This is a genomic window from Streptomyces sp. NPDC101152 (assembly GCF_044768275.1).
Taxonomy (GTDB): domain Bacteria; phylum Actinomycetota; class Actinomycetes; order Streptomycetales; family Streptomycetaceae; genus Streptomyces.
The window spans coordinates 84949-99854 of sequence record NZ_JBIWPO010000003.1 but is presented as its reverse complement, the minus strand read 5'-3'; the positions used below and the strand labels follow the sequence as shown (position 1 = coordinate 99854).

Annotated in this window: 12 protein-coding genes; 10 read left to right on the top strand and 2 right to left on the bottom strand. The window is 71.4% G+C overall.

The window, feature by feature from the left end; genetic code table 11:
* Nucleotides 1-98: 98 nt before the first annotated feature.
* From ACIRVK_RS05135 to ACIRVK_RS05120, 4 genes are all read left to right on the top strand, one after another.
* Entirely contained in the window at nucleotides 99-902 is an 804-nt protein-coding gene (locus tag ACIRVK_RS05135) for a Tat pathway signal sequence domain protein (protein ID WP_404244021.1), read from the top strand.
* A gap of 56 nt (nucleotides 903-958) precedes the next feature.
* The gene (locus ACIRVK_RS05130) at nucleotides 959-2287 is read left to right on the top strand and encodes a copper amine oxidase (RefSeq protein ID WP_404244020.1); all 1329 of its coding nucleotides are present in this window, start codon (nucleotides 959-961) and stop codon (nucleotides 2285-2287) included.
* Nucleotides 2288-2380: 93 nt separating this feature from the next.
* Nucleotides 2381-3658: an SAV2148 family HEPN domain-containing protein gene (locus ACIRVK_RS05125; protein WP_404244255.1), complete on the top strand. Its 1278-nt coding sequence runs from the start codon at nucleotides 2381-2383 to the stop codon at nucleotides 3656-3658.
* Nucleotides 3659-3761: 103 nt separating this feature from the next.
* On the top strand, nucleotides 3762-4484 hold the full coding sequence (locus ACIRVK_RS05120; RefSeq protein ID WP_404244019.1) for a 3'-5' exonuclease: 723 nt from the start codon (nucleotides 3762-3764) through the stop codon (nucleotides 4482-4484).
* 76 nt (nucleotides 4485-4560) lie between these two features.
* Here ACIRVK_RS05120 and ACIRVK_RS05115 read toward each other — a convergent pair whose 3' ends face one another.
* A complete protein-coding gene (locus tag ACIRVK_RS05115; RefSeq protein ID WP_404244018.1) occupies nucleotides 4561-5415 on the bottom strand; it encodes a phosphotransferase enzyme family protein in 855 nt (284 codons plus the stop codon).
* A 360-nt stretch (nucleotides 5416-5775) separates the two neighbouring features.
* Between ACIRVK_RS05115 and erm the strand changes: the two genes are divergently transcribed.
* Complete coding sequence (erm, locus tag ACIRVK_RS05110; protein WP_404244017.1) at nucleotides 5776-6555, top strand: ErmE/ErmH/ErmO/ErmR family 23S rRNA (adenine(2058)-N(6))-methyltransferase; 780 nt, start codon at nucleotides 5776-5778, stop codon at nucleotides 6553-6555.
* Nucleotides 6556-6659: 104 nt separating this feature from the next.
* Here erm and ACIRVK_RS05105 read toward each other — a convergent pair whose 3' ends face one another.
* On the bottom strand, nucleotides 6660-8918 hold the full coding sequence (locus ACIRVK_RS05105) for an MMPL family transporter (RefSeq protein WP_404244016.1): 2259 nt from the start codon (nucleotides 8916-8918) through the stop codon (nucleotides 6660-6662).
* Between the two features lie 245 nt (nucleotides 8919-9163).
* On the opposite strand from ACIRVK_RS05105, the gene ACIRVK_RS05100 reads away from it, so the two are divergent.
* The 5 genes from ACIRVK_RS05100 to ACIRVK_RS05080 all read left to right on the top strand — a co-directional run bounded on the left by ACIRVK_RS05100 (nucleotide 9164) and on the right by ACIRVK_RS05080 (nucleotide 14901).
* Nucleotides 9164-9712, top strand: a complete 549-nt coding sequence (locus ACIRVK_RS05100) for a DUF1697 domain-containing protein (protein ID WP_404244015.1) — start codon at nucleotides 9164-9166, stop codon at nucleotides 9710-9712.
* 119 nt (nucleotides 9713-9831) lie between these two features.
* The gene (locus ACIRVK_RS05095) at nucleotides 9832-10860 is read left to right on the top strand and encodes a ketopantoate reductase family protein (protein ID WP_404244014.1); all 1029 of its coding nucleotides are present in this window, start codon (nucleotides 9832-9834) and stop codon (nucleotides 10858-10860) included.
* A gap of 25 nt (nucleotides 10861-10885) precedes the next feature.
* Nucleotides 10886-11482 (top strand): TIGR03086 family metal-binding protein, encoded by a 597-nt coding sequence (locus ACIRVK_RS05090; RefSeq protein ID WP_404244013.1) that lies wholly within the window; start codon nucleotides 10886-10888, stop codon nucleotides 11480-11482.
* Nucleotides 11483-11549: 67 nt separating this feature from the next.
* Nucleotides 11550-12167, top strand: coding sequence for a DsbA family protein (locus ACIRVK_RS05085; protein WP_404244012.1), 618 nt, complete (start codon nucleotides 11550-11552; stop codon nucleotides 12165-12167).
* Between the two features lie 124 nt (nucleotides 12168-12291).
* Nucleotides 12292-14901, top strand: coding sequence for a fibronectin type III domain-containing protein (locus tag ACIRVK_RS05080; protein WP_404244011.1), 2610 nt, complete (start codon nucleotides 12292-12294; stop codon nucleotides 14899-14901).
* Nucleotides 14902-14906 lie beyond the last annotated feature (5 nt).

The window sequence follows — 14906 nt, the reverse complement described above, 5'->3', positions numbered from 1 at the left end:
TTACCGACCGACCAGTGCATACGCGGTATGCCCCTCTCAGGTCTTACCAGTGGGGCAGGCGAATACTCCCGTGGCCGCAGGGGGAGTAGGGGGGAAATGTGCGCAAGATAGTGCATCGCCACCTGGGCAAGATGGTGGCCGGTGCGGCTGTGGCGGTCGCCGGGACCGCTGTGATGGTCGGGATCACCCTGCCGGGGACCGCGGGGGCCGAGGAGTCGGGAGGGACCGGGGGTGGGCGGACGGCCCGGCAGGCGGCCCAGGCGCAAGACACGCCCGCAGTGGGCGTCGTCCAGGCCGCCCCGGCGGAGGGGACGAGGGGCAAGGGCCTCGACCCGCTGACCGACGACGAGACCAAAAGGGCCGAGAAGATCGCGCTGAGCGGGCAGCCGCTCGTCTCCGCCGAGAACGTCCGCGGCGCCCGCGGACCCGAGCGCCTCACCGTCGAGCTGGCCGAGCCCGACACCGGCAGGCCGGACGGCCCGACCGCGCCACGGCGCGCGGACGTGACGTTCTACGACTACCGCGACGACGCCGTCGTCACCCGGACCGTGAACCTGGACACCGGAAAGGTCGACAGGACCAGCACCCGGCACGGCGTCCAGCCGCCGCTGAGCATCGCCGAGCAGACCGAGGCCGCCCGGCTGCTGATCGCCGACCCGCTCGGCGCGGGCCTGAGGGCCGACTACAAGGACGCCACCGGCAAGGCCCTCACCTCCCCGGACCAGCTGACGCTCACCAGCATGGTCTTCCGGGCCGTCCCGGGCATCCGGCCGGCCGCGCTCGCCCAGTGCGGCGAGCACCGCTGCACCCGGCTGTTCCCGAAGGTCAAGAACGGTGCCTGGATCGACGCCCGGGACTTCGTGATCGACCTGAGCGCCCGCAAGGTCGTCAGGCTCGGCTGAGCCGGCCCGCAGTCCCCCTCTCACACCCGCATCTCCGGTAAGGGAGCCCTTTCGTCATGCGCGTCAACAGAGACAGCCGTGCCCGCCTGGGGGCGCTGAGCAGACGGGTCGTGGTGGGCCCGCTCGCGGTCGGACTCGCCCTCGGCGGCACGGCGTCCGCCCCCGCCTTCGCCGACCACGAGGCCGCGGCCGCCCCGGCCGTCGCCCCCCGGTGCAGCGCGGCCTACCAGATCGAGCAGAAGCTCTCCACCGGTACGACCTGGCGCATGTGCTGGCGCTTCGAGAGCCGGTCCGGGGTCGTCCTGGACGACGTCTCCTACCAGCCGCCGGGCGAGACCAAACCGATCAAGGTGCTCAACACTGCCAGGCTCGCCCAGATCGACGTGCCCTACGACGACGGCAGCGTCGAGTACAACGACATCACGGACTACAGCTTCGGCGACGGTCTGCTGAACCTCACGCCCGCCGAATGCCCCGGCGGCACCATCAGGACGGTCAAGGTCCCCGCGCCGTTCTACTCGGACTCCCCGAACGTCAAGGGCCTGTGCACCACCACCCGCTCCCGCGGCCACGCCTACCACCTACTGTCCGACACGGACGGCAAGACCTACCAGGCGCAGGGCAAGGACCTGCTGCTCTACACCGTCAACAAGGTCGGCTGGTACGAGTACATCACCGAGTGGCGCTTCCAGGACGACGGCACGATCAGCATGGACGCCGGCGCGACCGGCAGCCTCTCACCCGCCGACTACGACGCGGGCGACGGCCGGGGCTGGCCCCTCGGCAAGGGCGCCAAGGCGTACGCCACCAGCCACAGCCACAACATCTTCTGGCGGCTCGACTTCGGTCTCGACGGCTCCGCCAAGGCCGATGTCGAACAGTACGACTCGGTCGTCAGCCCCCCGGCCCAGGGACAGCAGGCGCCGACCAACAGGACGACGCTCACCAGGGTGACCAGGGAACTGGCCGGCGACGCCCAGGACATGCGCTGGTGGCGGGTGGTCAGCACGGCCGGCAAGAACAAGGACGGGCACCCACGCTCGTACGAGATCGTCCAGGGCCCGAGCGCCAGGTACCCGGGACGCAGCTTCACGCAGCACGACGTGTACTTCACCGAGTACAACCCGTGCGAGCAGTACGCCAGCGGTAACCCGCTGGACTGCGGTACCGGCCACGGCACCTCCGTCGACACCTGGGTGGACGGGCAGACCCTGACCCACCCGATCGTCTGGGTGAACGTCGGCTTCCACCACATCGCACGGGACGAGGACCAGCAGCCCATGCCGGTCCACTGGCAGGGCTTCTCCATCGCCCCGCGCGACGTGACCGCCATGAATCCGCTCACTCCGGCGGGCCTCGCCGGTCAGAACGGGCAGTGGCACTGACGCGGTTGGGAATCGACCTGTCCATCCGGCTGCACCGCCGACCGCTCCCGGAGTACCCTTCCTTGATCGTTGAGTGGGGCCTGGCGTCCCGAGGTGCTCGGGGGAGCGGAAGGCGGTACGCGGGTGGGCGCGGGAGGGCTGGAGCTGCCCCCTGGTGACGAGGGTCACGAGGGGAACTCCGCAGACGTCCCGCCCGGCACGGTGTCCCTGGCCAGGCCCATGGAGACCAGTTCCATCGGGCCGGAGCTGGACTGGGACGCCGACGCCTGGCGGGAGGTGCGTACGCGCGCCCAGCGGGCCGGCCGGGCCTACATATGGCTGAACCTCGTCGAACAGCGGCTGCGCGCGGTCGTCGCCGCTGTGCTGCGCCCCGTCTACGAACCCGTCCACGGGGACGAGTGGGTGATCGCCGCGGCCGGACCGGCCGGCCAGGAGTGGGTGCAGCGGGCGGTCGCCGTACGCGAAGTCAGCCGCCGCAAGGGCTACTTGCTCGACCCGGCCGACGACAACGTGCTCAGCTTCCTCACCCTGCCCCAGCTGCGCGAGCTCATGGTGCAGCACTGGCCGTGCTTCGAGCCGTACATAGACGACCGCCGGGACGTCGAACTCGCCCTGGACGAGCTGGAGGTGACCCGTAACGTCGTCTCCCGCAACCGGGCCCTGTCCGAGGCCGTCCTGAACCAGGCCGAACGGGCCTCGGCCAGGCTGCTGGACATGCTCGGCACCGGCGGCGACGTGCCCTCGGCCCGCCGGCTGCCCGTGGACGCCGTGGAGGACCTGGTCGGCGACCGGTACGCGGACGTCGTCGCGGTCCACCCCGACCGGGTGCGGCTGCTGCGCCAGTTCCCCGCCGAGGACATCTTCGGCGGCGCCCGCCGCCTGGACGCCGTCGGCATCGGCCTCAACCTGCTCGTGCAGAACTTCTCCGGGCGCCGCCTGGTGCGCCTCGCCGAGGCAGGCTGCCGGGTCCGGCTGCTGTTCCTGAACCCGGCCTCCAGCTCGGTCAAGCGACGCGAGCGCGAACTGGGCATGAAGCGGGGCGAGTTGAGCCGCGCCGTCGAGATGAACATCCTGCACATGCGCCGCGTGCGCTCCCGGCTGCGCGACCCCGGGGCCTTCGAGATCCAGGTGTACGACGAGACACCGCGCTTCACCGCCTACCTCGTCGACGGCGACGGCTCGGACGGTGTCGCCGTCGTGCAGTCGTATCTGCGGCGCTCGCGGGGCATGGAGGCGCCGGTGCTCGTGCTGCGCAACGGAGGCCGAGTGGTCAAGCCGGACGACATGGACAAGGGTGTCGAAAGCGGTCTCTTCCCGACATACCGCGAGGAGTTCGAGACGACCTGGGCGGATTCGCGCCCGGTGTCCTGAACTGGCCCGGCCGTTCAAACGGAATGCGGTCCTCTGATTGTCAGTGGCCCATGGGAAGGTGGGGACCACTGGGGGAAGCACCACCAAGAAGGGGGGCCGCCGCATGGCCTGGCACCGGGAGCTGCTGATCGGCTTCGACCTGGAGACGACCGGGACTGATCCGCGCGAGGCGCGCATCGTCACGGGGGCCGTGATCGAGGTGAGGGGCGGTCAGCCGCTGGGGCGCCAGGAATGGCTGGCGGACCCGGGCGTGGAGATCCCGGCGGACGCGGTCGCCGTCCACGGGATCAGCAATGAGCGCGCGGCGACCGAGGGCCGCCCGGCGGACCAGGTCGCGGACGCCATCGCGGACGTCCTCACGGCCTACTGGAAGACGGGCGTACCGGTCGTCGCCTACAACGCGGCCTTCGACCTGAGCCTGCTCTCCGCCGAGCTGCGCCGCCACCGCCTGCCGTCGCTGCGTGACCGGCTGGGCGGCATCGACCCGGCCCCCGTCATCGACCCGTACACCATCGACCGCTGGGTGGATCGCTACCGCCGCGGCAAACGCAACCTCGAAGCGGTCTGCACGGAGTACGGTGTCACGCTCGACGCCGCCCACAACGCCTCCGCCGACGCCCTCGCCGCGGCCGGCCTGGCCTGCGCCATAGCCGACCGCCACCCCAAGATCGCGGCCCTCGGCCCGGCGGAACTGCACCGCCGCCAGATCGCGTGGTACGCGGAGTGGGCGGCGGACTTCCAGAGCTTCCTGCGCCGCAAGGGCGACGCGACCGCCGTCGTCGACGGCACCTGGCCCCTGCGGGAACTGACGGACGAGCCGGTGTGAACAGGCCGGTGTGACCACCCGTCGGGCGGACACGGGGCCGATCACCCGCTTCAGCGCCCGCGGACCCGTCACGCGCTCAGAACGAATACCATCGCACCGACTCGTCCCCGTCCCGCAGTGACGCCACCCGCCGCTCGAACTCCGCCAGCGCCTTCGGATTGCTCGGCGCGTGCTGGGCCACCCACGCACAACTGGCCGTCTCCCGGGCCCCGCGCAGCACCGAGCACCCCTCCCACTCCCGCACGTCCCACCCGTACGCCGACACGAACCCGTCATAGGCCGCCCCGGGCAACCCGTAGCGATCCCGGGACAGGGCCATCACCACCAGATCGTGCTCCCGCAGGTCCACCGAGAAGGTCTCCAGGTCGACCAGCACCGGCCCGTCGGGCCCGACGTACACGTTCCGGGGCAGGGCGTCCCCATGGATCGGTCCCGGCGTCAGGCGTGGCGTCAACGCGGCCGCGGCCGCCGCGAACCCGTCCCGCCGCTCCCGCAGATACGCCGCGTCCGCCGGATCGATCGCGTCCCCGGCCAGCCGCAGCCAGCGCTCCACCCCACCCAGCAACTCCCGGGGCGGCAGCGGGAAGGAGGGGGAGGGCAGTGCGTGCACGACCCGGAGCAGTTCGGCCAGATCCCGCGGCTCGGCCTCCCGCACCGGGTCGGGCAGACGATGCCACACGGTCACCGGATGCCCCTCCACCAGCGCCGGCTCGGGCTCCGCCGCCCGCACGGCCGAAACCCCTGCCTCGGCCAGCCACAGCGCGATGTCCAGTTCCCGCCGCGCCCGCTCCAGCAACTCGGCGTCGCGCCCCACCTTGACCACCAGGTCACCGGCGGCGAACACCGCGTTCTCCCCCAGGGCGAGCAACCGCGCCTCCCCGGACGGCAACCCCGCCGCGGCGAGTACGTCCCGCGCCGTCGCCTCGTCCATCGCCCGCCTCCGTGTCCGTCGTCGTGACGGCGTCGGTTCTCGCCCTCGGCCTTTTCGCGGCCAGTCTCGCATCCGCACAGGTCGGACCGTGTGCGCAGGCCCTCCGACGGGAAAACCGGTTGCCCGCGGTCGCGGAACAGACCTAGTTTTCCGTTCGTGGCAGCGAACAACGCGATCATCAACACCGGTCACGGCCGGGATCACACGCACTCCGTCCGGATGCGTCGTGGTCCCGGTGCCCTGACCGGTACGGGAAGCCACGCCCGCTGATCCCTTCGCGCCTGTTTCCCCTCCTCTGTCTTCCGGTCAGGGCCTTCGGCTGCCCTTCTCACCGTTCACGGAAGACAAGGACCGCAGGCCATGGCCCGCCCCACCCGTACGTCCCGCGCGCTCTCGCAGAACTTCCTCGCCGACCGCGCCGTCGCCGAACACCTCGCCCAGATCGCTGTACCGCACGGCCGAGACGTCCCCCTGCTGCTCGAAGTAGGCGCCGGAAAGGGCGCGTTGACCGAGCAGCTCGCCCCGCGCTGCCGTGAGCTTCATGCCTACGAGATCGACCGACGGCTCCTGCCCGTGCTGCACGACCGGTTCGCGGACACACCCCGCGTACGGGTCGTCGGGGGCGACTTCCTCGCCGCCCGAGCGCCCGGCACCCCCTTCTCGGTCGCCGGCAACGTGCCCTTCTCCCGCACCGCCGCCATCGTCGACTGGTGCCTGCGAGCACCGGCCCTCACCGACGCCACCCTGCTCACCCAGCTCGAGTACGCCCGCAAACGCACCGGGGACTACGGCAATTGGACGCTCCTCACGGTCCGCAGCTGGCCGCGCTACGAGTGGCGCCTGGCCGGGCGGGTCGCGCGGACGCGGTTCCGTCCCGTGCCGCGCGTCGACGCCGGGGTCGTACGGATCGAACGGCGCCGCACCCCGCTGCTCGAACCGGCCGCGCGGGACAGCTGGCGGCGCCTGGTCGAGCTGGGGTTCTCGGGCGTCGGGGGCTCGTTGCACGCCTCGCTGCGGCGGGCCCATCCCAGGCGGCGCGTGGACGCCGCCTTCCGTGCCGCCGGGCTGGAGCCCCGGGTGCTCGTGGGGGAGGTGCACCCCAGCCGGTGGCTGCGGCTGCACGAAGCGCTGACGAGGTAGACACACCCCGCCCCGTCATCGAGGCCGAACTGCCGGGGCGGCAGGCATGATCGAGGGCCCGCTGGTTCCCCCGGGATACCAACGGGCCCTCTGTCTACGGGCGGTCAGACGGTCAGTCGCTCACCGCGTTCCGGCGTGGAGCGGGCGGCGACCTCCGGCGACTCGTCGTGCGTGAAGTCGGGCAGGCGGCTGAGCCACTTGGGCAGGTACCAGTTGCGCTCGCCGAGCAGGGCCATCACCGCGGGGAGCAGCACACCCCGGATGATCGTCGCGTCGATGAGCACCGCGGCCGCGAGACCCACGCCCATCTGCTTCATGGACTGCATCGACAGCGTGCCGAAGATCGCGAACACGGCGACCATGATGACCGCGGCGCTGGTGACCACACCGGCCGTGGTGACCACTCCGTGCCGGATCGCGTCCCGCGTGCTGCGGCCCCGCAGATGCGCTTCGCGGATCCGTGAGACCACGAACACGTGGTAGTCCATCGACAGGCCGAACAGGATCACGAACAGGAACAGCGGCAGCCAGGTGATGATCGCGCCGACGCCCTGCGCCCCCACCAGGGAGGCGCCCCAGCCGTGCTGGAAGACGGCGACGAGGATGCCGTACGCGGCGCCCACCGACAGCAGGTTGAGCACGATCGAGGTGACCGCGATCGTCAGCGAGCGGAACGACAGCAGCATCAGGGCGAAGGCGAAGACCACGACGAACACGAAGACCGGGACGACCGCGCCGCCCAGTTGGTCGTTGAAGTCGTGCGACCCCGCCACCTGCCCGGTGATCGGCGCCTGGAGTCCGGCCACCTTGCCCAGCGTGGCGGGCCGCACCTCGTCGCGCAGCTTCTCCAGGCTGGCCCCCGCCTTGTCCAGATCCGAGCCGCCGACCAGCGGGACGTACACGTAGGCGACGTTCTGCGCGTCGTGCAGCGTGATCTGGACCGGGCCGCGCGAGGCACCCGAACTGACCGCCAGCGCCCTGAAGTCGGCCAGCGCGGACTTCACCTCGGGCGCGTTGATGTCCTTCGCCCTGACGACCACCTCGGCCGGCTCCGAGCCGCCCGGGAAGGCGTCGTTGACGCGGTTGTACGTCTGCACGATCGGCAGCGACTTCCCGAACTCCTGGTCCAGGGTGAGGTTCTGCGTCTTCATGCCGAGCGCCGGTGCCGCCACGGCGAGCAGCGCGCCGGCCGCGACCACCACCGACACCAGCGGCCGGGCGAGGACGCCCTTCAGGACCGCACCCCAGAGCCGGCTCTCCCCGCCCGTGCGGGCGGCGCGGCGCTCCATGACCCGGCGCAGGAACGGCACCCTGCCCTTCTCGACCCGCTCGCCCAGCAGCGACAGCAGCGCGGGCAGCACGGTCACCGAGCCGACCATGGCGACCGCGACGACCATCAGCGAGGCCAGGCCCATGCCCTCGAACGTGGCGAGCCCGGTGAACAGCATGCCCGCCATCGCCACGCACACCGTGATGCCCGAGACGATGATCGCGCGGCCACTGGTGGCGGCGGCGACCCGCAGCGCCGTCTGGGCGTCGCGCCCCGCGGCCCGCTCCTCGCGCTCGCGACGCAGATAGAACAGGCAGTAGTCGACCCCCACGGCGAGACCGACCAGCAGCATCACCGAGTTGGCGGTGTCGGTCATCGGCTGGACATGGCTGACGACGCCGACCAGCCCCATCGTCGCCATGATCGCGGTGATCGCGAGCGCGACCGGCAGCAGCGCGGCCACCAGCGCCCCGAAGGCGATGAGCAGGATGCCCAGGGCCACCGGAACCGCGGAGTACTCGGCCTGCTTGAAGTCGTCGCCGAACGCGTCGTCGAACGTCTTCCGCATGCTCGCGCCGCCGATCTCCTCGATCCGCAGCGTGCTCCGGTGCTCGTTCTGCACACCGGCGACGGCCTTCAGTACGGGCTCCACCCGCTTCGACGCGGTGTCGGACGCGCCGCGCATGTCGAACTGCACCAGCGCGCTGCGCCCGTCCTTGGAGATCGTGTGCGTGGTGTACGGCGACTTCACGTCCGTGACCGCGCCGGTCCCGTCGACGGCCTCGACGACGGCCCCGACGGCCGTCCTGAACTCGGCGTCGGTGGCCTTGAGCCCGCCGCCCCTCGCCTGGATCAGGACCGTCTCGCTCGCCGGCTCCTTGATCCCCGCGTCATCGATGATCTTCGCGGCGGTGTGCGTCTCGCCCTTCAGCTGGTCGCTGTCCTTCAGGTTCACCCGGCCCGCGGCGGAACCGATCCCCATCGCCAGGACGACGAACAGCACCCAGATGCCGACGGCGGCCCATCGATGACGGGCGCTCCAGCCGCCGGCCCGGGCGGCCATGCCGCGCACCCGCGTTTCTCCGTTCCCCATGACGGGCCTGCCCCCTTGTGCGCGGTGGCAGCCCCCTGCCGCCACCTTTCGTTTCGAAGGTATGGGCGGTGTAAGAGCAACTCGTCGTGCTGCCCGGTGAACTGCGCCGGTCCGAAATCATCCGCTCGTATTTGGGCGTCTCACCGCTGGGGAGGACCGCGGCCCCTTACACCTATCGGGGCGACTCAGGGATGATCATCGGGGTCGCGGGCCGGTGCCCGGTCGGCAGCCCTATGGTGTGCGCCATGACGACGACGTATGCGGCGCTGCTGCGCGGGATCAACGTGGGTGGCAGGAAGAAGCTCCCGATGGCCGAGCTGCGGCAGCTGATGGAGGGCCTCGGCTACGCGGGCGTACGCACCCATCTGCAGAGCGGGCAGGCCGTCTTCGCCTCCGGGCACGGCGACGAGGAGTCCCTTGCCGCCGAACTGGCCCAGGCGATCGAGGAACACTTCGGGTTCCCTGTCGACGTGATCGTCCGTGACCACGCCTACCTCGCGGCCGTCGTCGAGGCCTGCCCCTTCCCGGCCGCCGAGCTGGAGGCCAAGCAGCTGCATGTCACGTACTTCTCCGCGCCCGTCGACCCCGCGCGGTTCGCGGAGATCGACCGGGAGGCGTGGTTGCCGGAGGAGTTCCGGCTCGGCGAGCGCGAGCTGTATCTCTACGTGCCGGAGGGACTGGGCCGCTCCAAGCTGGCCGAACTGCTTTCCAGGCCGCGCCTCAACAAGGGCCTGATCGCCACGACCCGCAACTGGAACACGGCCGTGAAGCTGGTCGAGCTCACAGCGGAGTGACCGCGCGGACCGAGGCCGCGGCCGGAAAGCGTTTCCGGACACGGATCCCGCCGCCAACTCCCGTCCGGCAGGTGGCACTCGGTGACCCGAAGGCCGGCGGGCTGTGCGAGGCTCGTCCCATGCGCTACATCATCATCGGAGCAGGGGCCGTCGGCGGTGTGATCGGCGGGCGGCTGGCGGGTGCCGGACACGAGGTCGTACTGGTCGCGCGGGGCGCACACCTCGCCGCGCTGCGCGCGGACGGGCTGCGGCTGACGGTCCCGGACGGGCGGTACACCCACCGGCTGCCCGCGGTCGAAGGCCCCGGCGAACTGGGCGAGTTGCGGACCGACGACGTGCTCGTCCTCGCCGTCAAGGTGCAGGACACCGTGGCGGCCCTGCAGGCGTGGGGCGCGGCGCCGGTCGCGGGCGGCGGCACGGCGGCCGAGCGGCTGCCGCTGCTGTGCGCGCAGAACGGCGTGGAGGGGCAGCGGCTCGCCCTGCGTGTCTTCCGCGACGTGTACGGGGTCTGTGTGTGGCTGCCGGCGACCTTCCTGGAACCGGGTTCCGTCTCCGCCGCGGGCAGCCCGCTCACCGGCATGCTCCACCTCGGCCGTTACCCCCGGGGCACCGACGAGACGGCCCGCCTGGTCGCCGCCGACCTGGAGAAGACGCGGTTCTTCGAGGCACCGGTCGTGCCCGACGTGGCGCGCTGGCAGTACGCCAAGCTGCTGACCAACCTCAACAACACCGTCATGGCGGTGAGCGGACCCGAGGACGGCAGCGAGGCCGCGGCGGACCTGCGCGCACGGGTGCGCGCCGAGGGCGAGGCGGTGCTGGACGCCGCCGGGATCCCGTACGCCAGCGCCGAGGAGCAGCAGGCGCTGCGCGGCCGCAAGGTGGACCAGGTCCCGCTCGCCGGCACCCCGCGCACCGGCGGCTCCACCTGGCAGTCCCTCGCCCGCGCCACCGGCACCGTCGAGGCCGACTACCTCAACGGCGAGATCGGCCTGCTGGGCCGCATGCACGGCGTCCCCACCCCGCTCAACGACCTGCTGCAGCACCTCGCCAACACCTTCGCCCGCGAGCGCCGGGCCCCCGGCTCCCTCCCGGTCGGGGAACTGCTGCGGCTGGCCGACGACGCTGTCGCGTTTGTTCAAGAGTCCTGAGCGGGCCCTTCCTAGCCTGGTGCGCATGACGTACGACGACCCGAAACACCTGCATGCGTACATGAGCGAATGTGCCGCCGAGGCGGCCCGCGTGGCACGCGGTGTCCCCGCGGACCGGCTCGACGAGCCCACCCACTGCACCGACTGGGACGTCCGCGCCCTGGTCAACCACTGGGTCCTCTACACCTCCCACGGTCTGGAGCACCGCGCCCTGCGCAAGCAGCTCCCCGGGAAGCTGACCGACCGCGACTTCACCGCCGACCCCGACTGGCCCGCCGCCTACGCCGCCCAACTGGACCGGGCGGTGGCCGCCTGGGAGGACCCGGCGGTGTGGGAGGGCGAGATCGACCTCGGCATGGCGAAGATGCCGGCCGTGCAGATCGCCTCGATGGTCGTCAAGGAGATGGCCGTCCACGGCTGGGACGTCGCCACCGCCACCGGCCAGCAGTTCCGCGTCTCGGACGAGGCGGCCCGGTTCGTCCTCCACGTGGTCGAGGAGCACGCCGACCTCTACCGCCAGTACGACGGCTTCGCCGACCCGGTGCCGGTGCCGGACGACGCCCCCGCCTTCGACCGCGCCCTCGCCGCCAGTGGACGGGATCCGCAGCTCGCCCGAGCCTGATTGGGTCAAGGAAACAGTGAGCGATTGGGTCAGGAAACTGGGCCAATCCACGACTAGCGTCGACCGCATGACGAACGCCTCTCCCACCCGGGTCGACTTCTGGTTCGACCCCGCCTGCCCCTTCGCCTGGATCACCTCCCGCTGGCTCCTGGAGGTCGAGCGTGAACGCCCGCTCGACCTCCGCTTCCACGTCATGAGCCTTGATCTGCACAACCTCGGCAACGAACTCCCCGACTGGTACCGGGACCTGGTCGACCGGTCCGTCGGCCCGGTCCGGGTCGCGGTGGCCTGCGCCGAGCGACACGGGGACAAGGTCCTGCGCGACCTCTACACCGCTTTCGGCACCCGCATCCACGAGCGCCGGGTGGAGGACTTCGACACGGTGATCGCCGAGTCCCTCGCCGAACTGGGCCTGCCCGCCGATCTCGCCGCCGCCGCCCACCACCCGTCGTACGACGAGGCCGTCCGCCGCAGCCACGAAGCCGGGGCCGAGGCCGCGTCGGGCGGCTATGTGGGGACGCCGACCATCCATGTCGACGGCACGGTGTGGTTCGGGCCCGTGCTCAGCGCCGTTCCGCGGGGCGAACGGGCCGCCGAACTCTTCGACAGCTTCCGGGTCCTCGCCGCGTACCCGGACTTCTTCGAGCTGAAGCGCACGCGAACGGGATCATTGCGCTTCGACTGATCCGATGAATCCCTGAGAAAGGGGACGGAGTTACGTCGTTTTCTGTCCCGTTCATTGACTGGGGCACCCAAATGCTCCTACCTTTCCCGGCGTTGGGTACCGGCTTATCCCACGGGAGGGGTACATGCCCACGCACCGAAGAGCCGCCCTGCTCACTCTGGTCACGGCCGTACTGGCCCTCGGCGTCCCGGGCCTGACGGCCCCGGCCCAGGCCGCCGCGACCTCCGATCTCTACGTCTCACCCGTCGGCGACGACCACGCCGACGGCAGCGCACGACATCCGGTGCGCACCCTGCGACACGCCCGCGACCTGGTACGCGCCCGGGCCGCCCACCTGAGGTCCGACCTCACCGTCCACCTCGCCTCCGGCACCTACCGCCAGTCCGGGCCCCTGGTCCTCGACGCCCGGGACTCCGGCTCCGGGGGCCACCAGGTGATCTGGCAGGGCACCGGCGCGAGTGTCGTCAGCGGTGGCCGCCAGGTCGTCGGCTGGCACCCGGTCCGCGGCCGCGAGGGGCTGTGGGCCGCCCGTGCGCCCCAAGGTCTCACCGACACCCGGCAGTTGTACGTCGACGGGGTGCGCGCCCAACGGGCCCGCGGGGCCGTACCGGTCACGCTCACCCAGACCGCGACCGGCTACACCGCCTCCTCGGACACCATCGCCCACTGGAAGCACCCCTCCGACGCCGAGTTCGTCTACACCAGCGGCGAGGCGTTGTGGAACATCGAGCGCAACGGGCTCGGCCAGTGGACCGAGCCGCGCTGCCGCATCGCCTCCGCCGAGGGCACCACCATCACGATGGCCCAGCCCTGCTGGGACAACTCCAACAAACGCGTCGAGTTCCCCGCCATCCCCGGCCGCACCGTGAGCATGGTCGGCCCGGGGCACCTGACCAACAACGGCAAGGCGTCCTACGTCGAGAACGCGTTCGAACTCCTCGACCAGCCCGGCGAGTGGTACCTCGACCAGAGCACGCGAACCGTTTACTACCTGCCCCGCAGAGGTGAGAACCTCGCCCGCGCCGACGTCGAGGCCGCAGCGGCCGAGAAACTGGTCGACGGACGCGGCACGGCGGACGCGCCGGTGCACGACATCGCCTTCCGCGGCATCCAGTTCAGCTACGCGACCTGGCTGACGCCGTCGCAGCCCGAGGGCTTCTCCGAGATCCAGGCCGGCTACACCATCACCGGTGACAAGGGCTGGGCCACCCAGGGACTGTGCCAGTACGTCGCCGGCGGCACCTGCCCCTTCGCCTCCTGGACGAAGATGCCCGGCAACGTGTCCTTCGCGTACGGGCAGCGCATCCGCTTCGCCGACGACGTCTTCGCCCACCTCGGCGCGTCCGGACTCGACCTGGGCACGGGAAGCAAGGACGCGTCCGTCAGCGGCAGCGTCTTCACCGACATCTCCGGCAACGGACTGGAGATCGGGGGAGTGGACGGCCAGACCCCGGCCTCCGGCGTCCAGGTGACGGACAACCACCTCTACGGCCTGCCCCGCGAGTACCACGGCGGCGTCGCCGTCCTCAACGGCTACACCCAGGGCGACACCATCGCCCACAACCAGATCGACCACGTCGGCTACAGCGCCGTCTCCCTGGGCTGGGGCGGCTGGCCCGACAAGATCGGCGACCCCGCCACGCCGAACCCGAGCCACGACAACACCGTCCGCAACAACCTGATCTTCGACTACATGCAGGCCCTCGACGACGGCGGCGGCGTCTACACCCAGGGGCTCACCGGCACGTCCATGACCGACGGCGAGAACGTCACCGGAAACGTCATCCACGACCAGTGGGGCCTCGGCAAGAGCGTCTACACCGACAACGGCTGCACCTACGAGACCGTCGAGGGCAACGTCCTCTACAACGCTTCCTACGCCAACGTCGCCTCCCGGCACACCGACTACCGCGACAAGCTCGGCAACAGCGACCCGACGCTCGTCAAGGACAACTGGTGGCAGGAGGGCACACCCGACAGTGACAACAAGGGGCTGGTGACCACCGGAAACCACATCATGGGCGCCCTGTCCGACGTCCCGGCGTCCGTCCTCACCGGCGCGGGACTCGAGCCCGCCTACCGAGGCCTGCTCGGCCGCCGGGTCGCCACCCCCTCCGTACCCGAGGCGCCGACCCGCGTCGGTACCAGCACCGCGGGTGCGGACGCCCTGTACGTCACCTTCAACCCGACCTTCGTCGACGGCGGTTTCCCGGTGACCTCGTACACGGCACGGGCCTTCGACGCGGCGGGCCGGCAGGTCGGCCGGCAGACCGTGTCCGCGGCCGAGTTCAAGCGGACGGCGCTGCTGCGCATCGCCGGGCTGCCGGCCGTGGGCGGGCCGTTCACCGTGACGGTCACCGCGGCCAACGCGTACGGCGGCAGCGCCCCGTCCCTCGCCTCGGCGCCGCTGACGCCCACCGCGGCGACGGTGCTGGCCGCGGCGCCCACCGGCCCCAAGCTGCGTACGGAGGCCACGGCGGCCACCCTCGCCTGGACCCCGCCGACCACGACCGGGGACGCCAAGGTCGTCGGCTACCGGGTGACCGTCTCCGACGGACGCGACCCGATCGACGTCACCGGACGGGACGTCCTGGTCACCCAGCCCTCCGGCAAGGTCATGTTCCGGGTGATCGGCGGACTGCGGCCCGGTACCTCGTACACGGTCACCGTCGCGGCGGTGACGGCGGCCGGAACCGGACCCTCGGCGACGGTGACGGCGACGACGACACCCTGAACCCG

Bases quoted from the DNA above. Each gene is read 5' to 3' on its own strand.
- ACIRVK_RS05115 (WP_404244018.1), bottom strand. From the start codon at position 5,415: ATGGACGAGGCGACGGCGCGGGACGTACTCGCCGCGGCGGGGTTGCCG.
- ACIRVK_RS05090 (WP_404244013.1), top strand. From the start codon at position 10,886: ATGACGTACGACGACCCGAAACACCTGCATGCGTACATGAGCGAATGT.
- ACIRVK_RS05130 (WP_404244020.1), top strand. From the start codon at position 959: ATGCGCGTCAACAGAGACAGCCGTGCCCGCCTGGGGGCGCTGAGCAGA.
- ACIRVK_RS05095 (WP_404244014.1), top strand. From the start codon at position 9,832: ATGCGCTACATCATCATCGGAGCAGGGGCCGTCGGCGGTGTGATCGGC.
- erm (WP_404244017.1), top strand. From the start codon at position 5,776: ATGGCCCGCCCCACCCGTACGTCCCGCGCGCTCTCGCAGAACTTCCTC.
- ACIRVK_RS05105 (WP_404244016.1), bottom strand. From the start codon at position 8,918: ATGGGGAACGGAGAAACGCGGGTGCGCGGCATGGCCGCCCGGGCCGGC.
- ACIRVK_RS05100 (WP_404244015.1), top strand. From the start codon at position 9,164: ATGACGACGACGTATGCGGCGCTGCTGCGCGGGATCAACGTGGGTGGC.
- ACIRVK_RS05120 (WP_404244019.1), top strand. From the start codon at position 3,762: ATGGCCTGGCACCGGGAGCTGCTGATCGGCTTCGACCTGGAGACGACC.
- ACIRVK_RS05080 (WP_404244011.1), top strand. From the start codon at position 12,292: ATGCCCACGCACCGAAGAGCCGCCCTGCTCACTCTGGTCACGGCCGTA.
- ACIRVK_RS05085 (WP_404244012.1), top strand. From the start codon at position 11,550: ATGACGAACGCCTCTCCCACCCGGGTCGACTTCTGGTTCGACCCCGCC.